We start from the raw sequence: 18,883 nt of genomic DNA on the forward strand, positions 1-18,883 counted from the left end.
TCATTTTTTAAGAAAGCTTTCACAAGTAATTTTGAAAACTAGAATTTAAACATGAGTGTAATTTATCTTTTATTAGCATTGAGTATTTTAGTTGCTCTTATTTTTTTTGGAGTATTTATTTATTCTGTAAAACGTGGGCAGTATGATGATGTACATACCCCCGCCGTGAGAATGCTTTTTGAAGATGAATTGGTTAAAGAAGAAAATCAAAAACAATCAATAAAAACCAAAGACTAATTATTATATTATGGAAATCGAAAAATTTTATTATGACAATAAGATTGTAAAAAAATTCCTGTATGCAACCATATTTTGGGGTATCGTAGGAATGTCTGTGGGCTTGCTATTAGCCTTTATGTTTATTTTTCCTAACCTAACCGACGGCATTTCATGGTTGAGTTTTGGTAGGCTACGACCACTGCATACTAATGCGGTGATTTTTGCCTTTGTAGGGAATGCGATTTTTGCAGGAGTGTATTATTCTACTCAACGCCTTCTTAAAGCACGTATGTTTAGCGATGCTTTGAGTAATATTAATTTCTGGGGTTGGCAGCTCATCATTGTAGCTGCAGCAATTACCTTACCCTTAGGTTTTACCAGCTCAAAAGAATATGCTGAGTTAGAGTGGCCAATAGATATAGCTATTGCGGTAGTTTGGGTTGTTTTTGGTTGGAACTTAATAGCTACTATATTAAAACGTAGACAGCGTCATATGTATGTTGCGATCTGGTTTTACCTGGCTACGTTCGTAACGGTGGCAGTTTTACATATTTTCAATAGTTTAGCATTGCCTGCAACTTTCTTAAAAAGTTACTCTGCTTATGCCGGGGTTCAAGATGCTTTGGTGCAGTGGTGGTATGGGCATAATGCGGTTGCGTTTTTCTTAACCACACCATTCTTGGGTTTAATGTACTATTTTGTGCCTAAAGCAGCCAATAGGCCCGTTTATTCTTACCGACTATCTATTATTCACTTCTGGTCGTTAATTTTCATATATATTTGGGCAGGACCGCACCACTTATTGTACTCTTCTTTACCAGATTGGGCTCAAAATTTAGGGGTGGCTTTTTCGGTAATGCTTATCGCTCCGTCTTGGGGAGGTATGATTAATGGTTTATTGACCTTACGAGGTGCTTGGGATAAAGTAAGAACAGATCCTATTCTTAAATTTATGGTAGTTGCCATTACCGGTTATGGTATGGCCACTTTTGAAGGACCTATGCTATCTTTAAAAAACATTAATGCTATTGGTCACTTTACCGATTGGATCATTGCTCACGTTCACGTGGGGGCACTAGCTTGGAACGGATTTTTAGCCTTTGGTATGATTTATTGGTTAATTCCTCGCTTGTTTAAAACTAAATTATACTCTATTGCCTTAGCCAATGTGCATTTCTGGGTAGGAACTTTAGGTATTATTCTGTATGCACTACCACTATACGTAGCTGGATTTACACAAGCTTCTATGTGGAAGCAATTTAACCCAGATGGTACTTTGGTATATGGTAACTTTTTAGAGACCGTAACAGAGATTATGCCTATGTATTGGATGCGTGCCATTGGTGGTTCTATGTATATTGTAGGTGCATTTATCTTATTGTATAATGTGGTTATGACTGTAAGAAAAGGTTCTGCTGTTACCGATGAATTAGCCGAAGCTGCAGCTTTACCTAAAGTTACAAAGAAAAGAACTGCAGGTGAGGGGTACCACACTTGGTTAGAGCGAAGACCCGTAAAATTAACTATCTATGCCACTATTGCCATCTTGATTGGAGGAGCTGTACAAATTATACCTACCCTATTGGTAGAGTCCAACATCCCGACTATTTCTACCGTTAAACCTTATACTCCACTAGAGCTAGAGGGGCGCGATATTTACATCCGTGAAGGTTGTGTTTCTTGTCACTCACAGATGATTAGACCCTTTAGAAGTGAGGTAGAACGCTATGGGGAGTATTCAAAAGCGGGAGAGTTTGTATATGATCGTCCGTTTTTATGGGGTAGTAAACGTACTGGTCCAGATTTACACAGAATCGGTAAAAAATATTCTGATAACTGGCACTTCAATCACTTTTATGATCCGCAGACTACCTCGGCCGGTAGTATTATGCCACGATACCCTTGGTTAATCACCAATGCCTTAGATAAATCGAATACAGAAGCGAAGATGCGTACCTTAGTAAAACTGGGTGTTCCATATACCGATGAAGAGATTGCCAATGCGCAAAAATGGATGGAGGAACAAGGTGCTGCTATCGAGGAGAACCTACACACCGATCCCGATTTTGCCGAGACCTATAAAGCCGATAAAGCTTATGCTCAAGAAAACGGATTGGAGTTTGTTGAAATGCGAAATCGAGAAGTAGTAGCTGTTATCGCTTATTTGCAACGTTTAGGTACAGATATTAATGTAAAAGAAGAAGTTACTAGTACAAACTAAAAAACCACTGCACGATGTTTAAATTTGTAAAAGGTCATTTAGAGACCATCGAAAATATTGAGATTTACCCAATTATTTCATTGCTAATTTTTTTCTTATTCTTTTCAGCATTATTCTACTGGGTATTTACCGCAAAAAAAGATTATATAAAAGAGGTAAGTAACTTGCCTCTGGATAACCAAAACGATCAAGAATTATGAAAACAATCGGTTCATACATACGCTTAGCCTTATTTGTACTTTTAGCTTACCTGCTTATAGAGTATACAGTAGAAACAGGAGATCAATCCACTTTTATGGTGTACCCCATAGCTTGGCTAGTTTTTGGTGTTGCGGTATTGGTTGTGGTAGCTTTAGAAATTGCTGTTGAGGCGCTAAATAGTGTTTTATATAAAGCCTTACCTGAAGATAAAAAACTTGGTTTTGAGGCCAGTCAAGCTCAGGATTCAAAAATTATGATTTGGTTAAAAGAAACTTATCATAAAATGCTTGATAAAAAGCCAATCGAGAATGAAGATGAGATCATTTTAGATCATAATTATGACGGTATCAAAGAGCTTGATAATAACTTGCCGCCTTGGTGGACCTACTTATTCTATGCTACTATTATTTTTGCAGTAGTATATATGGTGCGTTTTCACATCTTTGTAGATTACACGCAACATGAAGAATTTGAAATGGAATTAGCTCAAGCAGAAAAAGAGATAGAGGAGTATAAGAGAACAGCAAAAGACTTGATCGATATTAACACGGTAACCTTATTGACAGATGCTTCAGACCTAACAGCTGGCGAAAATATATATATGCAAAACTGTATTGCTTGCCATAAAGCCGATGGAGGCGGAAGTATCGGGCCTAATTTAACCGATGAGTATTGGATACTTGGCGGTGGGGTGAAAAACGTCTTTAAAACCATTTCAGAAGGAGGTCGTGATGGTAAAGGAATGGTAGCTTGGAAACAAACTTTGAAGCCTCTTGAAATGGCACAAGTAGCCAGCTATGTTATTTCATTAGGTGGTACCAACCCAGAAGGCGCAAAAGAACCACAAGGCGATTTATGGGCAGGTAATGAGTAGTATCTTGTTTTTGCAAACCAAAATTATAACTAAATCTTAGCACGATAAAAGACTTCTGATTTTGGTTAGAAGTCTTTTTTTTAAGAACTGGTTGAATTATTTTAATAGGCATTTACAGTATGAGTAATTTTGAAGAAGGTAATGAAAAGTTTAGGGACTCAATAGGGACTCTAGATGAAGAAGGAAAACGAGCTTGGGTATATCCTAAAAAACCCGTAGGTAAATACTACGATTATAGAAAATACGTAAGCTATTTTTTATTGTTGTTTCTATTGGCCGCTCCGTTTATTAAAATCAACGGGAATCAATTCCTTTTGTTTAATGTTTTAGAAAGGCGGTTCAATATCTTTGGCTTACCTTTTTGGCCTCAAGATTTTTATCTCTTTGTTATGTCTATGATTATAGGAGTGGTTTTTATCACCCTATTTACAGTAGCTTTTGGACGTATATTTTGCGGTTGGATTTGCCCTCAAACCATCTTTATGGAGATGGTTTTTAGACGTATCGAATACTGGATAGAAGGAGACCGCGGGAAACAAATAAGACTGAATAAACAAGAGTGGAATGCTGATAAAATAAAGAAGAAATCTTTAAAATGGCTTATATTTTTTATCATTTCATTTTTAATAGCAAATGTTTTCTTAGCCTATCTCATTGGTAGCGATCAGCTTATTCAATACATTATTGATGGTCCCTTAGCGCATACCGATGTTATATTGCCCTTGCTTATATTTACCGGTGTATTTTACTTTGTATTTACTTGGTTTCGCGAGCAAGTCTGTATTATCGCTTGCCCTTACGGAAGGCTACAAGGGGTATTACTAGACAAAAATTCTATCGTAGTAGCCTATGATTATAAACGTGGCGAAAAAGAAAAAGGAAGGGCCAAATTTAAGAAAAACGAAGATCGAGCTGCTAGTGGTAAAGGCGATTGCATCGATTGTTTTCAATGTGTGCAAGTTTGTCCTACAGGTATAGATATTAGAAACGGTACCCAACTTGAGTGCGTAAACTGTACCGCCTGTATCGATGCTTGTGATGCGATGATGGAAAAAGTAAATCTACCTAAAGGGCTTATACGTTATGCGAGTGAAGCAAACATTGCCGAAAAGAAACCTTTTACTTTTTCACCAAGATTAAAAGGCTATACCGCTGTATTGGGTATACTAATAGCGGTACTAATTGGAATGCTGTTTTTGCGCAACGATGTTGAAGCCAGTATTCTAAGGTTGCCTGGAGAATTGTATGAAAAGAAAGAAAACAATATTATAAGCAATGTTTATACTTATAAATTAATTAATAAAACTACTTCAAAAATTGAAGATGTTAACTTTAAGTTGATTTCACACGACGGGACAATAAAAATTGTTTCTCACGACTCTTTTGAAGTTCCAGAACAAGGTATGGCACAGGGTACTTTATTTATTGAAATCCCTTTACCAGCTATTGAGAGTGATCGAGAGCGATTAAAAATTGGTGTTTACAGCGGCGATAAATTAATTGAGACAACGGTGACCGCATTTTTGGGACCAAGAAGTTTTAGATAAAAAAGAAATATTATGAAAATAAATTGGGGTTGGGGCATCGTTATTGCCTTTGTAGGATTTATAAGTTTTATACTTTACTTTGTAATAAAAGTTTCCACAAACGATGCCTATGAACATGATTTGGTGGTAGAAGAATATTACAAACAAGAATTGAAATTAAATGGACAAATAGAGGCAGAGCAAAATGTCTTACCTTTTAAAAGAGATATTTTGGTTGAGGTAGTTTCAGGCGATTTACGCATAAAGATGCCGCAAGAAAAGGTGAGTGAGTTGGCTAAGGGTACACTCTTAATGTATAGACCATCGAACAAAAAACTAGATTTCACTTTACCTTTTCAGTTGAAGAATGGAGAAATGTTTGTACCCAAAGAAAAATTGGTCGGGGGCATTTGGGCGGTGATCATAGAATGGGAAGAAAATAATAAAAATTACCGGTTTAAAAAAGAACTTCATTTGTAGCTATGCTTTGGTCCGCTTTTCTTTTAGGTTTATTGGGTAGCTTGCATTGCGTAGGCATGTGTGGGCCAATAGCCTTTATGCTGCCTTTAGACCGGACCAACCACCTGAAGAAAGCATTTCAATTAAGTCTATATCATTTTGGAAGATTAATGGCTTATAGCATTATGGGAGTGCTTTTTGGTATAATAGGTAAAGGGCTTTACCTGTTTGGTTTTCAGCAACGCATATCCATTGCAATTGGAGTGGTTATGATATTGGTGGTTGTACTACCCAAAGGTAAATTTGCAAAATTTAATATTGCTAATCCTATATATAAATTAATTGCTAAAGTAAAATCGGCATTAGGTAAAGAACTCAAAAAGCGTACTCCAGATACTTTTCTTACTATAGGTTTCCTTAACGGATTTTTACCGTGTGGGTTACTTTATATGGCGGTATTTGCAACCTTCACTTTTGAGTCTATGGTCTTAAGCACCGCCTATATGTTGCTCTTTGGTTTAGGTACAATACCTTTAATGACTTTTGTTGTTTATGCAAAAGATTTCCTTAATCAAAAATGGCGCAATAAATTTCAAAAATTGATTCCATATGCATTGGTGATAATTGGTATACTTTTTATTTTAAGAGGGTTAGGATTAGGTATTCCTTACGTTTCGCCAGAATCCGTTAACTTTATTGAGTCGCCCGAAGCAAATTTTGATTGCGCACCGAATTTGCAACAAAACTAATAAATGTCATAGTTTAGTTGGGGCTGTACCTGTAATTTTGAATAAAATTTAAAGTACTTATTATGTTATATATTACCGCCCAACAAGCTGTAGAACAAGTCAAATCTAATTCTAGGTTGTTTTTTCAAGGAGCCGCAATGACCCCAAAATTAATCATTAAAGCCCTTTGCGATCGATATAAAGAATTGGAAAATGTAGAAATAGTACAACTCCACACCGAAGGAGAAGCTAAATATACACAGGAGCCTTATAATCAAAGCTTTCGTGTAAATTCTTGCTTTGTTGGTAGCAATGTAAGAAAAGCAGTCAATCAACAACAAGGAGATTATATACCGATTTTTTTAAGTGAGGTTCATTTATTATTTAAGCGTAACATATTGCCTTTAGATGTAGCTTTTATTCAAGTTTCACCACCAGATAAACATGGTTTTTGTTCTTTAGGAACTTCTGTAGATGTAACCTTATCGGCCATCGAAAGTGCAAAACGTGTAATTGCCCAAGTAAATCCAAATGTACCTCGAACCCATGGCGATGGTATAATACACATCCAACAAATTGACGCAATGGTAGAGGTCGATGAACCTATTCATCAAGTATTTCTTTCTGAGCCTAGCGCAACAGAATTGGCTATAGGTAATCACGTAGCGCAATTAATTGAAGATGGTGCTACTTTACAAATGGGTATTGGAGCAATACCTAATGTGGTGCTCAACAACTTAAAAAACCATAAAAACCTTGGTATTCATACCGAAATGTTTTCAGATGGAATCCTTCCTTTAGTAGAAAAAGGAATCATAAATGGCAGTCAGAAAATGGTTAAAAACGGCAAGATAGTAACTTGTTTTGCTATGGGATCTCCCAAATTATATGACTTTATCGACGATAACCCAATGGTACATTTTAAAGAAGCTGCTTATACCAACGATACCTCCATTATTCGAAGAAACCCTAAAGTAACCGCTATAAACTCTGCAATAGAAATAGATATTACTGGGCAAGTTTGTGCAGATACCATTGGGAAAATGCAATTCTCTGGAGTTGGAGGTCAAATGGATTTTATTCGAGGAGCAAGTCTTTCAGAAGATGGTAAAGCAATCATAGCTATGCCTTCTATTACTGCCAAAGGCATTTCAAAAATCACCCCTTATCTAAAAAAAGGGGCTGGGGTAACCACAACACGCGCACACGTGCACTACGTAGTAACTGAAAACGGAGTCGTAAATTTATTTGGTAAAAGCTTAAAGCAAAGAGCAAAAGCGTTAATTTCTATTGCACATCCCGATCATCAGGAAGAATTGAGTAAATTAGCCTATGAGAGATTAAATAATTAAAAACTATCCTTAAGATGTTAAAAGAAATTGAAGAAAGAGCAGACGTGGCTTTGCTGGTAAGAAGTTTTTACCAAAAGGTGCGTAAAAATGAAGAAATAGGACATTTTTTTAATGAGACCATATCAGATTGGGAAGAACACCTGGATAAATTAACCGATTTCTGGGAAAGCAATTTGTTTTATGTTGATAAATTTAGAGGACGCCCCGGTAGGGCGCACATTATGGTTGACCAAAACTTTGATAACAGTATTGAGGCAAAGCATTTTGGCGTGTGGTTAAATTTGTGGTGGCAGACCATAGATCAATTGTTTGAAGGAGAGCGCGCCGATAGAGCCAAAGAATTAGCCAGAAATTTAGGAACCAATTTTCATATGAAAATTTTTATGGCTAGAGAACGAAAGAGTTTGCTGTAAGTTTCTGTAAATTAATCGATTGGCAAAATAATTAAAATATTCTAATATTTTTCAATTATCATGCTGATTAGGTCTTTTAGGTTTCATAAATTTGATAAATAATTGTTTAAAAAGAAAGCAGGATATAGCAGCTATTGTTCTTATACTGTTCTAAAAAATTAAAAAATAAAAATATATGGCTAATAAGAAAGAAACCATGTATGATAATGTAATGAAGCAATACAATAAGGTTGCAGATTACATGGATTTAGATCCGAATATCAGAAAAATCTTAGCGGTAACCAATAATGAGATCATTATTCATTTTCCTGTAAGGATGGATAATGGTGATGTAGAAATTTTTACTGGATACCGCGTACAGCATAACAATGCCTTAGGTCCTTACAAAGGAGGTTTGCGTTATCACGCCGATGTTGATGTAGAAGCTGCAAAGGCTTTGGCTATTTGGATGACTTGGAAAACCTCTTTAGCAGGATTGCCTTATGGCGGTGCAAAAGGAGGAATTCAATTGGATCCTAGAAAATATTCTATTACCGAGTTAGAGCGAATCACCAGACGATTTACTTATGCTCTGGGAGAAAACATAGGTGCCGAGCACGATATTCCTGCGCCCGATGTGAATACCAATGCCCAAACCATGGCCTGGATTGCAGATACTTATATGAGCACAAAATCTCCTTCTGAGAGATCTAAGCATCAACACGTAGTAACCGGTAAACCTGTAGGTTCTGGAGGACTTGAAGGTAGAGACCGTGCAACGGGTTTTGGAGTTTATTTAACCATAAGATTATACCACGAAAGTAGAGGAGAATCTTTAAAAGGTAAAACTTTTATTGTGCAAGGTTTCGGTAATGTAGGCTATTGGGCTTCTAAATTCTTAGAGGCCGATGGAGCAAAGCTAATTGCAGTTCAAGATGCACACGCTACCATTCATGATGCAGCAGGATTTAGCGTAGAAGATTTATTTGAGCATAGCAAGCCTAGAAAGAATTCTATAGCTGGTTTTGCAGATGATAAAGAAATCGACCCTAAGAAATTCTTTGGTTTAGAATGTGATATCTTAATTCCGGCGGCATTAGGAAACCAAATTACCGAAGAAAATGCAGCCGATGTTAAAGCACCTTTAATTGCAGAAGGAGCAAATGGACCAACTACCGATGCAGCAGAGAAAATACTATTAGAAAATGGTGTAACCATTATACCAGATATTTTATGTAACTCTGGCGGGGTAATTGGTAGTTATTTTGAATGGTTGCAAAACCGAAATGGTGAATTATGGCAGTTAGATGAAATCATGATTCGCTTAGAGAAAAAATTAACCGGCGTTTTTAAGAAAGTTGAAAACGAGGTAAAAGAAAGACAGACAGACTGGAGGACTGCTGCTTATGTATTGGCTATTTACCGTATAGAAATGGCTTATAAACAACGCGGAATTTTCCCATAAATCTATCCTTTCTTAAAAACTTAACCTTCTTGTATCAATTTATCTTATCAACAAAAAGATAAATTGATGTAGAGAAGGTTTTTTTTATCCTAAAAATTTGTAATTTCATCGCCGCAACGCAAAAAGACAAGGTTATGCCCGATAAAATACAGGAACATTATAGCGAAGAAGAAATCCAAATACTCAATATGAATAAAGATTTGAACTTTTGGGTAGACGAACTTAAGTTTATGGTTTCCGAAATAACTTTTTTTAAACAGTTATTGGCTAAAGATGAATTAAAGTTTAATACATCGCCTAATTATAAAGAAGTTAAAAAGATATTAGCCGAGAATCTAGAAACTACCAAAAAGTTTCTAGAAGAGTTAATCGATTATGATGTAGTGTCTAACGGTATTCAAGAATGTGACGATTTATCTTGTGAAACATATTACCTTAATGAGCATCAGGACTACAAAAAACGCGTTCGGGACCATTTAAAATTACATAAAGATAACAAACAGGTATTGTTTAAGTTAGTACAAGAAAATTTATAAAGACCAATAAAAAATCCCTATTTTGATAGGGATTTTTTATTTAACAATCGCTTAAGTTAACTCTAACAGCTAGGCCTCCCTCTGAGGTTTCTTTGTATTTTGAATTCATGTCTTTTGCCGTATCCCACATTGTTTCAATAACACTATCTAATGGTACTTTTACTTTAGTGGCGTCAGTTTCTAAGGCTATTTCAGCGGCATTTATTGCTTTTATGGCTCCCATTGCGTTACGTTCTATACACGGTACCTGCACTAAACCAGCAATAGGGTCACAAGTTAAACCTAAATGATGCTCCATAGCAATTTCACTTGCAACAAGTACTTGCTCTGGTGTGCCTCCAAGAAGATGAGCTAAACCTCCTGCCGCCATGGCCGAAGAAACACCGATTTCTGCTTGACACCCACCCATAGCTGCCGATATGGTTGCTCCCTTTTTAAACAAGCTGCCTATCTCGCCAGCAACCAGCATAAACTCTTTAAGGTGTTCAAAAGTAGCTTGATGATTTTCTATCGTCATATAGTACATCATTACTGCGGGTACGGTACCAGCACTACCATTGGTGGGGGCAGTTACTACTCGGCCTAAACTAGCATTTACTTCGTTAACACTGATAGCGTAGCAGCTTACCCATTTTAAAATTTGCCTAAACTTTACCTCAGTATTACGTATGGCTTCAAGCCATTCTTGTGGGGTGCTATAATCTTGATCGCCAATAAGTTTTTCGTGTATTCCAAATGCTCGACGTTGAACTTTTAAACCACCTGGTAAAATGCCAGGAGTATGGCAACCTACATACATTGACTCGAGCATTACATCCCAAATTGCTTTTAAGCCCTCGTCTATTTCTTTTTCGCTTCTTAGCGATTTTTCATTCTCTAGTACAATTTGAGCGATATTTTTATTTTCTTGCTTGCAAAAAGCCAATAGCTCAGTTCCCTTTTCAATACTAAAGGGAAATTGTTTAAATACTTCTACCTTTTTCTTAGCATTTTCTCGCTCTTCTTTAACTACAAAGCCACCACCAATAGAATAGAATGTAGCCTTATATTGGCTTGCATCATCTATTGTAGCAATAAAGGTCATACCATTAGGATGAAAATCAAGAAATTTCTTATTAAAAATCACCTGTTTGGCAGGATCAAAATTGAGTTTTCGTTCTTGGTTAAGATGAAGAATATGGCTTTCTTTAATTTTAGTTATACTAGGCTCTAGCAATTCTAAATCCATTTTTACGGGATCATAGCCCAATAAGCCCAACAATACCGCAATATCGGTAGCGTGACCTATACCGGTTAACGATAATGAGCCGTATAAATCAACATGGATTTGCGTAATTCGATTAAAGATGTTTTCTTCTTTTAATTCATCTATAAAACGCTGGGCAGCACGCCAAGGGCCTAAGGTGTGTGAACTCGATGGTCCTACACCTATTTTTAGCATATCAAAAACACTGATGCACTCAACTTTTTTCATTTCTTCCAATTAAATTATGGCAACTACAAAGATGAAAGAAAAATTTCATCTTTCCACATGTCTGCTTACTTATTTGTTTGCTATTTTAAATGCATAGAGAATTTTTTTTGGTTAGGGATAGCAGCGTTAGCCCGTAAAAAATCAAGCTTTTTTAAAGCTTGATTTTGCGGACTTTAAGCGTATAGCCCGGCTTTCTTTTTTTGTTTTTTATAAAAAGAAAGAACCCCCAACAGGCACAATGACAAGCAATAAAAGTATAAAGGTGACATGATGTCATATTTAATCTGCTGGCACAAAGATTGAATAATGCTAAGCGAATTTAAAGTTTAAAAAAAATAAATTATATAAATTATGAGTAAGATAATAGGTATAGATTTAGGTACTACTAACTCGTGTGTTTCTGTGATGGAAGGGAATGAGCCTGTAGTAATTCCTAATGCTGAAGGTAAGCGAACTACCCCGTCTGTAATAGCTTTTGTTGAAGATGGTGAGATTAAAGTAGGAGATCCGGCTAAGCGACAGGCGGTGACTAACCCAGAAAAAACAATTGCTTCTATCAAGCGTTTTATGGGTAACAAGTATTCTGAATCAAATAGAGAGGCAGATCGTGTTGCTTATAAAGTGGTAAAGGGAGATAATGACACCCCGCGTGTAGATATCGATGGGCGTTTGTATACCCCACAAGAATTATCGGCTATGATTCTTCAAAAAATGAAGAAAACTGCCGAGGATTATTTAGGTCAAGACGTAAGTGAGGCGGTAATTACCGTTCCGGCTTATTTTAATGACTCGCAAAGACAAGCTACCAAAGAAGCAGGTGAAATTGCTGGCTTAAAAGTGCGTAGAATTATTAATGAGCCTACAGCTGCAGCTTTAGCTTATGGCTTAGATAAAAAAGGACAAGACCAAAAGATAGTAGTATTTGATTTTGGTGGAGGTACGCACGATGTTTCTATTTTAGAATTAGGTGACGGTGTATTTGAAGTTTTAGCTACCGATGGGGATACACACTTAGGTGGAGATGACGTAGATGAAACGATAATAGATTGGTTGGCCGATGAGTTTCAAAAAGAAGAAGATATCGATTTACGCAAAGACCCTATGGCTTTACAGCGTCTTAAAGAAGCTGCAGAAAAAGCTAAAATTGAATTATCAAGTTCTTCAAGTACAGAAATTAATTTGCCTTATGTGACCGCTACTGCTAGTGGACCTAAGCACTTGGTAAAACAACTTTCTCGTTCTAAGTTTGAGCAGTTAATTAGTGACCTTGTAAAGCGAACTATAGCACCTTGTGAAAAGGCTATGAAAGCAGCTGGTTTATCAAAAAGCGATATTGACGAAGTAATTTTAGTAGGAGGTTCTACACGAATTCCTGCTGTACAGGAGGCGGTTGAAAACTTCTTTGGTAAAAAACCAAGTAAAGGTGTAAACCCAGATGAGGTAGTGTCTTTAGGAGCTGCCATTCAAGGTGGGGTATTAACAGGAGATGTAAAGGATGTTCTTTTACTAGATGTAACACCACTTTCTTTGGGTATTGAGACTATGGGAGGTGTAAACACCAAGTTAATTGAAGCCAATACTACCATTCCTACAAAGAAGTCACAAATATTTTCTACAGCAGCAGATAATCAACCTTCTGTAGAAATTCACGTGCTACAAGGAGAACGACCAATGGCTGCCGATAATAAAACTATTGGTAGATTCCATTTAGATGGTATACCACCAGCACAACGCGGTACACCACAAATTGAAGTGACTTTTGATATTGATGCCAATGGTATTATTAAAGTAAGCGCCACAGATAAAGCTACTGGTAAATCACAAGATATCCGAATCGAGGCATCTTCTGGATTAACCGAGGAGGAAATTGAGAAAATGAAGAGTGAAGCAGAGGCTAACGCTGAAGCGGATAAAAAAGCTAAAGAAAAAGTAGATAAGCTTAATGAAGCTGATGCAATGATCTTTCAAACTGAAAAACAATTGAAAGAGTTTGGCGATAAACTATCTGATGATAAGAAAAAACCGGTTGAAGATGCATTAGCAGAGCTTAAAAAAGCTTATGAAACTAAAGAATTAGAAGCAATAACTCCAGCGCTAGACAAGTTAAATGAAACTTGGAAGAGTGTATCTGAAGAGATGTACAAAGCGCAGGCAGAAGCTCAGCAAAACGGAGCTGGTGCCCAGAATTCAGGCAATGCCGGTGCTCAAGGGGAAGCAGGAGGAGACGCTTCTAAAGATGATGTTGAAGATGTAGATTTCGAAGAGGTAAAATAAACCTTATTAAATCTCAATAAATAAAAACGCGATCGGTAACGGTCGCGTTTTTTTATGATTTTTGTAGTACTTTTTTAAACGTTCAAAAGCAGTAAATCTTTTCTTAATTGTGGAGACTTTTAATCGAAAAGAAGATTTTGTTCTACCTAAATTGATTTTATAAAAAATAGAAATTTTAGGTTATTTCTTCTCTTCTAATTTACTAAGCTTCTTACGCTCTTTAATTAAATTTTTAAATGTTTTACCGTACCGAGATTTTTTAATTGGTTTAGGCAACGAATTATAAACCGTATCTAAATATTTTACATTAGCATCAAATGCTTCTGTAATCATAATATAAGGAGCAACTTCGTAGTCCTTATTATTGATAGCAAAATTTACAGTGTAGAGATACTTGCGCTTTAAAAGCTGATTGAATTTTTTTTGAATGGCTTTACTTTCTTCCTCATTTTGTTCTTGGTAGGCTTTAAAACTAGCTTCCACAATGTCTAGGCGTTCGTCATTAAACTTTTTTATAACCGCAAAATAATCTTGCAATAGCTTATGGTTTGTACTCCCTTCGACTTTGGCATTATAGGAAAATTCTTTTAAGTCAGTTTTAAAGTTTAGCGTACCGGGTTCAGCAAAAATTTCTACAATATTTTCGCTGTTTTCACCAACTCCTTTATCTAAATACACAAATAAGATTTCTGGCTCTTTCAAGTTGGTTTTCAAACTAAAGCTTTCTTCGCCTCGAATGTGTGTCGAGTCCAGGTCAATTACGAATGAATCTTTTACCCTTTGTAAATAAAGGGTTCCTTTTCTCAGACCGTCTACCTTTCCATTAAGCGTAAAATTGGTTTCTTTGTCTTGACAAGCTAATACGAGAAAACTAATTAAAAATAGGGTAATTGTCTTTTTCATAATGGGTTTAAAGATATAATTTAAATAGAGTTAGAGGCTACTTCCATAAGCACAGCACATAAATAAGCTGCCCAAGTACCAACTACGTAACCTAATACCGCTAGTAAAACTCCAACGGTTGCCAGTGATGGATGAAAGGCTGCAGCCACAACGGGAGCAGAGGCTGCCCCGCCTACATTTGCTTGGCTACCCACAGCCAAAAAGAAATAGGGGGCTTTTATTATTTTTGCAACGCCAATTAATAAGCCTGCGTGAATGGCCATCCATACTAAACCTATTGCAATTAAGCCAGGGTTGTCAAAAATCATCAGTAAATCCATTTTCATTCCTATAGTAGCAACAAGAATATAAATAAAAATGCTCCCTATTTTACTAGCTCCCGCACCTTCATACTGTTTTGCTTTGGTGAAAGACAAAATAATACCGATAAAAGTAGCTATGGTTATCATCCAAAAGAAAGTAGAAGTAAACGAGGATAGTGCCGAGCTTTTGTCGTTAAAAACAGAGAAATTGTCTTTGAGAAAATTAGAAATTCCATCGGCTCCCCAATGCCCTAGGCCTACAGCTCCCATGGCTAAGCCTAGCATAATCATATAATCTGACAGTTTTGGTGTTCTGGAGATGCTAGCTGTGTAATCGCTAACCTTTTGCTTAAGTTCTGTTATAGCACTAGAATCGGCTTTAAGCCATTTGTCAATTTTATCTGTTTTAGCAATCCCCATTAATACAATAGCCATCCATATGTTGGCCACCACAATATCAACAAAAACCATCCCCCCATATTTTTCGGGATTAAACTTAAAAATTTCTAACATTGCCGCTTGGTTGGCTCCACCACCAATCCAACTTCCGGCCAAAGTTGCTAATCCGCGCCAAACGGCATCGGGCCCCGCACCTCCAACAGTTTCTGGGGAGACCATAGATATTATAAGTATAGCTATGGGGCCACCGATGACAATACCTAATGTGCCAGTAAAAAACATTATCAATGCTTTTGGGCCTAAATTGAAAATAGCTTTTAAGTCAATACTAAGCGTCATTAAAACTAAAGAAGCTGGTAACAAGTATCTACTAGCTACAAAATATAGCTGAGAACTTTCTGCACTAATAATTCCTAATGTATTTAAAATTGCAGGGAGTAAGTAGCACATTAATAAAGCAGGTACGACTTTATAAAACTTTTGCCAAAATGAATTTTTTGATTCATTGGTGTAAAAGACCAGTGCTAAAACAACCATCAATAAACCAAAAACGATGGCATCATTGGTAAAAATCGGGGTATTCTCCATAGGTAAAATCAATTTTGGTAAATATAAATACTTTTACAAAACTGGAAAGTGATTTCAAAAATTAATCGGTACACACAAGTGGTGTACTTAATTACATTAAAAAAAGTCAGCTATTTTATTTAAATCTTTTTTGGGAACAATATATTTGCATAAAAAATAAACATGAAGAATTTAATTTTGGCTTTTTGCCTAATCCTGCTGCCCCTAGCAGCAGTAGCTAAAAATACCCCTAGCGATTGGGGGCAAAACGGTCACCGCTCAACTGCGCAAATCGCTCAACAATATCTTAAGAAGAATACCTTAAAACGTGTTCAAGAAATTTTAAAAGGTGAGAGCCTTGCTGTGGCCTCTACTTTTTCTGATGAAATTAAAAGCGATAGAGCTTTTAGAAAGTATAATGCTTGGCATTATATCAATATTGATGAGGGTACAAGTATAGCTCAAATCGATAATCTAAAAGAAGAGAATATAGTTTGGGCTATTGAAAAATGTGTTGAAGTTTTAAAAGACTCAAGGCGTTCAGCGGAAGATCAAGAATTCCACCTAAAAATGCTTATACATTTGGTAGGAGACTTACACCAACCCATGCATGTGGGAAGGGCAGAAGATCGTGGCGGAAATGATATTGATGTTATTTGGTTCGGAAAACCCAGTAATTTACACCGTGTTTGGGATTCTGAAATGATAGCGAGCTACGATATGAGTTTTACCGAATTAGCAGAGCATAGACCCTCTCTTAATAAAAATCAAATAATGAATTTGCAGGAAGGAACTCCAGCCGAATGGGCGTTGGAATCTCAAAAAATAGCCAGTAAACTTTATGCCGATGCGGCAAAAAACTATAATTTACGTTATAGTTATATGTATAAATGGTTTCCTGTTTTAAAAGCGCAATTAGAAAAAGGAGGCTTACGCTTGGCCAAAATTTTAAATGAAATTTACGGTTAACTAACGTTTGCTTATTTTGTTGCCACTTATTGCTTTTTGTCGGCTACATTTAAAAGTTCCAGCATCAAAATTTCTCAAATTTTGATGCTTTGTTTTTCTTCCTTGTACACGTGCACGCCATAATCTAAAACTTGAAGGTTTCAATTCGCGCTGCATAAGTTTAATAACTTCTTTTTCTGGAATTCCAAATTGGAATTCAATAGCCTCAAAAGTAGTGCGATCTTCCCAAGCCATTTCAATTATGCGATCAATTTCTCGTATACTAAATTTTTTGTTAGTCATTTTTAATTATTCTAAAGGTTAAATTTATTCTTGGTCCAACAAGCTTTCTGGTTTTTGGAATCTGGTGTTTCCAGAAATGCTGCGTGTTTCCCTGCATCAATAAAAGACTTCTGTGCGGTAGCATTATATCGTGCTTTAAACTTTTATTATAGTTATGTTTTAATTTAAATTTTCGGGTGGCTCCAAGACTTATCGATGCTATTTTAGGTTGTTTACCCAATTCTTTTTCGTTATCGGCGTGCCAACCGTTGCTGTCTTCACCGTTGCGGTATAGGTTTAATAGGCAAGTGGTAAATTGTATACCAAAGTCGTTTTGCAACTTATTTTTTATCTTTAGTATCGGTTCAGGAAAAGGTGAGGGATGTAATGTAATACCAGAATAGGAATACGGGTTTTTGTTGGTTGCATATAAGGCAGTAAGTCTTGGTTGTAAGTATTCTTTACCAAAAATCTTAATACGATCTTCTTGCCAATCTGTTTGCTGTAACAAGTGTTCAAACAAGAGGTCAGCTTCAGAAGCTGGTAAATAAAGCGGATCAAAATATATATCGGCATCTGGTAAATTTATAATTGGCATAATTAAAATTGTAAATAATAGAAAGCCCACCAAATAAGTAATCCCTGCAAAGGAATACGTAAAATTAAAATCCATTTAGGAATCCCAAGTCCAGCTTTTTTAGAACTAAGCATATAAAAATGTACCCACAAGAAAACAATTAGCATCGCTATAATACCAAAAATCGCATAATCTTTAAATGGTTCATATAATAAAGTAAGTCCTAGTAGAATTTCAGTCGCACCACTTATTAATACCCAACGTTTTTTATTTTTAAAAATACGAGGCATAATGCGCACATACGCCTTGGGTTTTACAAAGTGCATTACCCCTGCAAAAATATACATTGCACACATTAAATAGAGATGCCAAGAATAGTAATCCATAGTATAAAGGTAAAAAATTAGATAAGGCGGTTTTTCATTTTATCATATAATTAATATTTGTTGTAGAAATGTCTTGAATTCTTATCCCTTCGCTTTCGCGGAATTATTCTCGTTACCTATTATTAATTGTACTAACATATATAGGAGGGAAGCGGGGTGATCATTATTTAACCCTGGATTTTTGAATGAGGAGTTAGCCCTTTTTATAATAGCATAATTTAAGTCTATCTCCATTTCCATAAACTTGGATAGAAACTTTTAAAAAAACTTCAGGTGGTTAAATCACTTGTTAGCAAGCTATTAGTATTTCATTAAAAAATAAATCAAAAAAAAGCCCATAAAAAGTTTGTGCAATGGAATAAAGGTTCTACATTTGCACCCGCAAACGACGTAAGTCTTTGTAAGTTCATTAAAAAGCGAAATAGTTTAGTTTAGGGGTTGTGAGATAAAGAAAGACTTTTTATCTTTGCCTTCTTAAATAAGCTAAGCGGTCATCAAAAATAAATTTTAAAAAAAAACTTTAAATTTATTTTGGCAGAAACAAAAAAGTTTCTATCTTTGCAGCCGCTAACACAACAAGTGTTAAACGTTCTTAAAAACAAGATGATTGGTAAATAAAATAAAGGTTCGATTCCTTTACATCTAACAAACGAAGTTGAGGTTTTTTTAAAGCTGAAGCGGAGTGAAAAGTTCATTGATTTATTGAATTGACAGTGTATATTTTTACTTGGAAACGAGTAAGAAATGCGAAATTAAAACAAAGGCTAAATAGAATAGTTTTGAGTCGAGATACTTAGT

Annotated in this window: 19 protein-coding genes; 13 read left to right on the plus strand and 6 right to left on the minus strand. The window is 36.0% G+C overall.

The genetic code is table 11. The annotated features are described in order from the left end of the window. Positions 1-51 precede the first annotated feature (51 nt). The 11 genes from ccoS (at position 52) to ACH2AZ_RS05650 (ending at position 9,973) form a co-directional block, all read left to right on the plus strand. A complete protein-coding gene (gene ccoS / locus ACH2AZ_RS05600; RefSeq protein WP_379048232.1) occupies positions 52-237 on the plus strand; it encodes a cbb3-type cytochrome oxidase assembly protein CcoS in 186 nt (61 codons plus the stop codon). Between the two features lie 10 nt (positions 238-247). Further along, positions 248-2,440 carry a cytochrome-c oxidase, cbb3-type subunit I gene (gene ccoN / locus ACH2AZ_RS05605; RefSeq protein ID WP_394907021.1) on the plus strand — a complete coding sequence of 731 codons (2,193 nt, stop codon included), beginning with the start codon at positions 248-250 and terminating at the stop codon, positions 2,438-2,440. Between the two features lie 14 nt (positions 2,441-2,454). Continuing rightward, the gene (locus ACH2AZ_RS05610; protein ID WP_147862045.1) at positions 2,455-2,640 is read left to right on the plus strand and encodes a CcoQ/FixQ family Cbb3-type cytochrome c oxidase assembly chaperone; all 186 of its coding nucleotides are present in this window, start codon (positions 2,455-2,457) and stop codon (positions 2,638-2,640) included. Next, on the plus strand, positions 2,637-3,515 hold the full coding sequence (locus tag ACH2AZ_RS05615) for a cbb3-type cytochrome c oxidase N-terminal domain-containing protein (RefSeq protein WP_394907022.1): 879 nt from the start codon (positions 2,637-2,639) through the stop codon (positions 3,513-3,515). Before ACH2AZ_RS05610 ends, ACH2AZ_RS05615 begins: the two co-directional genes overlap by 4 nt. Before the next feature lie 119 nt (positions 3,516-3,634). After that, positions 3,635-5,062, plus strand: a complete 1,428-nt coding sequence (gene ccoG / locus ACH2AZ_RS05620) for a cytochrome c oxidase accessory protein CcoG (protein WP_394907023.1) — start codon at positions 3,635-3,637, stop codon at positions 5,060-5,062. A gap of 12 nt (positions 5,063-5,074) precedes the next feature. After that, positions 5,075-5,521, plus strand: coding sequence for a FixH family protein (locus tag ACH2AZ_RS05625; RefSeq protein ID WP_394907024.1), 447 nt, complete (start codon positions 5,075-5,077; stop codon positions 5,519-5,521). Between the two features lie 2 nt (positions 5,522-5,523). Then, positions 5,524-6,249 (plus strand): sulfite exporter TauE/SafE family protein, encoded by a 726-nt coding sequence (locus ACH2AZ_RS05630; RefSeq protein WP_394907025.1) that lies wholly within the window; start codon positions 5,524-5,526, stop codon positions 6,247-6,249. A gap of 62 nt (positions 6,250-6,311) precedes the next feature. Beyond that, entirely contained in the window at positions 6,312-7,580 is a 1,269-nt protein-coding gene (locus ACH2AZ_RS05635) for an acetyl-CoA hydrolase/transferase family protein (RefSeq protein WP_394907026.1), read from the plus strand. 14 nt (positions 7,581-7,594) lie between these two features. Then, positions 7,595-7,993: a group III truncated hemoglobin gene (locus ACH2AZ_RS05640; RefSeq protein ID WP_394907027.1), complete on the plus strand. Its 399-nt coding sequence runs from the start codon at positions 7,595-7,597 to the stop codon at positions 7,991-7,993. Positions 7,994-8,168: 175 nt separating this feature from the next. Further along, positions 8,169-9,437 (plus strand): Glu/Leu/Phe/Val dehydrogenase, encoded by a 1,269-nt coding sequence (locus ACH2AZ_RS05645; protein WP_394907028.1) that lies wholly within the window; start codon positions 8,169-8,171, stop codon positions 9,435-9,437. A 134-nt stretch (positions 9,438-9,571) separates the two neighbouring features. Continuing rightward, positions 9,572-9,973 (plus strand): hypothetical protein, encoded by a 402-nt coding sequence (locus tag ACH2AZ_RS05650; RefSeq protein WP_394907029.1) that lies wholly within the window; start codon positions 9,572-9,574, stop codon positions 9,971-9,973. Between the two features lie 40 nt (positions 9,974-10,013). Here the strand turns inward: ACH2AZ_RS05650 and ACH2AZ_RS05655 are convergent, their stop codons facing one another. Beyond that, the gene (locus ACH2AZ_RS05655) at positions 10,014-11,447 is read right to left on the minus strand and encodes an L-serine ammonia-lyase (RefSeq protein ID WP_394907030.1); all 1,434 of its coding nucleotides are present in this window, start codon (positions 11,445-11,447) and stop codon (positions 10,014-10,016) included. Positions 11,448-11,798: 351 nt separating this feature from the next. On the opposite strand from ACH2AZ_RS05655, the gene dnaK reads away from it, so the two are divergent. After that, positions 11,799-13,721, plus strand: coding sequence for a molecular chaperone DnaK (gene dnaK, locus ACH2AZ_RS05660; protein WP_394907031.1), 1,923 nt, complete (start codon positions 11,799-11,801; stop codon positions 13,719-13,721). 180 nt (positions 13,722-13,901) lie between these two features. Here dnaK and ACH2AZ_RS05665 read toward each other — a convergent pair whose 3' ends face one another. Both ACH2AZ_RS05665 and ACH2AZ_RS05670 read right to left on the minus strand, forming a co-directional pair. After that, complete coding sequence (locus tag ACH2AZ_RS05665; RefSeq protein ID WP_394907032.1) at positions 13,902-14,624, minus strand: DUF4369 domain-containing protein; 723 nt, start codon at positions 14,622-14,624, stop codon at positions 13,902-13,904. Between the two features lie 20 nt (positions 14,625-14,644). After that, a complete protein-coding gene (locus ACH2AZ_RS05670) occupies positions 14,645-15,913 on the minus strand; it encodes a DUF819 domain-containing protein (protein WP_394907033.1) in 1,269 nt (422 codons plus the stop codon). A 162-nt stretch (positions 15,914-16,075) separates the two neighbouring features. Here ACH2AZ_RS05670 and ACH2AZ_RS05675 point away from each other — a divergent pair, with 162 nt between their 5' ends. Then, complete coding sequence (locus ACH2AZ_RS05675) at positions 16,076-16,861, plus strand: S1/P1 nuclease (protein WP_394907034.1); 786 nt, start codon at positions 16,076-16,078, stop codon at positions 16,859-16,861. Here ACH2AZ_RS05675 and ACH2AZ_RS05680 read toward each other — a convergent pair whose 3' ends face one another. Genes ACH2AZ_RS05680 through ACH2AZ_RS05690 form a run of 3 tightly spaced genes read right to left on the minus strand, consistent with a single transcriptional unit; the run spans position 16,862 to position 18,085 of the window. After that, the gene (locus ACH2AZ_RS05680; RefSeq protein WP_147862031.1) at positions 16,862-17,143 is read right to left on the minus strand and encodes a TIGR03643 family protein; all 282 of its coding nucleotides are present in this window, start codon (positions 17,141-17,143) and stop codon (positions 16,862-16,864) included. It lies immediately after the preceding gene. Beyond that, positions 17,136-17,720 carry an alpha-ketoglutarate-dependent dioxygenase AlkB family protein gene (locus tag ACH2AZ_RS05685; RefSeq protein WP_394907035.1) on the minus strand — a complete coding sequence of 195 codons (585 nt, stop codon included), beginning with the start codon at positions 17,718-17,720 and terminating at the stop codon, positions 17,136-17,138. Before ACH2AZ_RS05685 ends, ACH2AZ_RS05680 begins: the two co-directional genes overlap by 8 nt. Before the next feature lie 2 nt (positions 17,721-17,722). Next, positions 17,723-18,085 (minus strand): hypothetical protein, encoded by a 363-nt coding sequence (locus tag ACH2AZ_RS05690; protein WP_394907036.1) that lies wholly within the window; start codon positions 18,083-18,085, stop codon positions 17,723-17,725. Positions 18,086-18,883: the final 798 nt, after the last annotated feature.

Origin of the sequence: uncultured Mesonia sp., assembly GCA_947499595.1 — a bacterium.
Taxonomy (GTDB): Bacteria; Bacteroidota; Bacteroidia; order Flavobacteriales; family Flavobacteriaceae; genus Mesonia; species Mesonia sediminis.

What these genes read in the sequence shown, in the direction of transcription:
- ACH2AZ_RS05685 (WP_394907035.1), bottom strand. Translation starts at nt 17,720, where the DNA reads ATGCCAATTATAAATTTACCAGATGCCGATATATATTTTGATCCGCTT.
- ACH2AZ_RS05645 (WP_394907028.1), top strand. Translation starts at nt 8,169, where the DNA reads ATGGCTAATAAGAAAGAAACCATGTATGATAATGTAATGAAGCAATAC.
- ACH2AZ_RS05680 (WP_147862031.1), bottom strand. Translation starts at nt 17,143, where the DNA reads ATGACTAACAAAAAATTTAGTATACGAGAAATTGATCGCATAATTGAA.
- ccoN (WP_394907021.1), top strand. Translation starts at nt 248, where the DNA reads ATGGAAATCGAAAAATTTTATTATGACAATAAGATTGTAAAAAAATTC.
- ACH2AZ_RS05640 (WP_394907027.1), top strand. Translation starts at nt 7,595, where the DNA reads ATGTTAAAAGAAATTGAAGAAAGAGCAGACGTGGCTTTGCTGGTAAGA.
- ACH2AZ_RS05615 (WP_394907022.1), top strand. Translation starts at nt 2,637, where the DNA reads ATGAAAACAATCGGTTCATACATACGCTTAGCCTTATTTGTACTTTTA.
- ccoG (WP_394907023.1), top strand. Translation starts at nt 3,635, where the DNA reads ATGAGTAATTTTGAAGAAGGTAATGAAAAGTTTAGGGACTCAATAGGG.
- ACH2AZ_RS05630 (WP_394907025.1), top strand. Translation starts at nt 5,524, where the DNA reads ATGCTTTGGTCCGCTTTTCTTTTAGGTTTATTGGGTAGCTTGCATTGC.
- ACH2AZ_RS05670 (WP_394907033.1), bottom strand. Translation starts at nt 15,913, where the DNA reads ATGGAGAATACCCCGATTTTTACCAATGATGCCATCGTTTTTGGTTTA.
- ACH2AZ_RS05635 (WP_394907026.1), top strand. Translation starts at nt 6,312, where the DNA reads ATGTTATATATTACCGCCCAACAAGCTGTAGAACAAGTCAAATCTAAT.
- ACH2AZ_RS05655 (WP_394907030.1), bottom strand. Translation starts at nt 11,447, where the DNA reads ATGAAAAAAGTTGAGTGCATCAGTGTTTTTGATATGCTAAAAATAGGT.
- ACH2AZ_RS05625 (WP_394907024.1), top strand. Translation starts at nt 5,075, where the DNA reads ATGAAAATAAATTGGGGTTGGGGCATCGTTATTGCCTTTGTAGGATTT.
- dnaK (WP_394907031.1), top strand. Translation starts at nt 11,799, where the DNA reads ATGAGTAAGATAATAGGTATAGATTTAGGTACTACTAACTCGTGTGTT.
- ACH2AZ_RS05650 (WP_394907029.1), top strand. Translation starts at nt 9,572, where the DNA reads ATGCCCGATAAAATACAGGAACATTATAGCGAAGAAGAAATCCAAATA.
- ACH2AZ_RS05610 (WP_147862045.1), top strand. Translation starts at nt 2,455, where the DNA reads ATGTTTAAATTTGTAAAAGGTCATTTAGAGACCATCGAAAATATTGAG.
- ccoS (WP_379048232.1), top strand. Translation starts at nt 52, where the DNA reads ATGAGTGTAATTTATCTTTTATTAGCATTGAGTATTTTAGTTGCTCTT.
- ACH2AZ_RS05690 (WP_394907036.1), bottom strand. Translation starts at nt 18,085, where the DNA reads ATGGATTACTATTCTTGGCATCTCTATTTAATGTGTGCAATGTATATT.
- ACH2AZ_RS05675 (WP_394907034.1), top strand. Translation starts at nt 16,076, where the DNA reads ATGAAGAATTTAATTTTGGCTTTTTGCCTAATCCTGCTGCCCCTAGCA.
- ACH2AZ_RS05665 (WP_394907032.1), bottom strand. Translation starts at nt 14,624, where the DNA reads ATGAAAAAGACAATTACCCTATTTTTAATTAGTTTTCTCGTATTAGCT.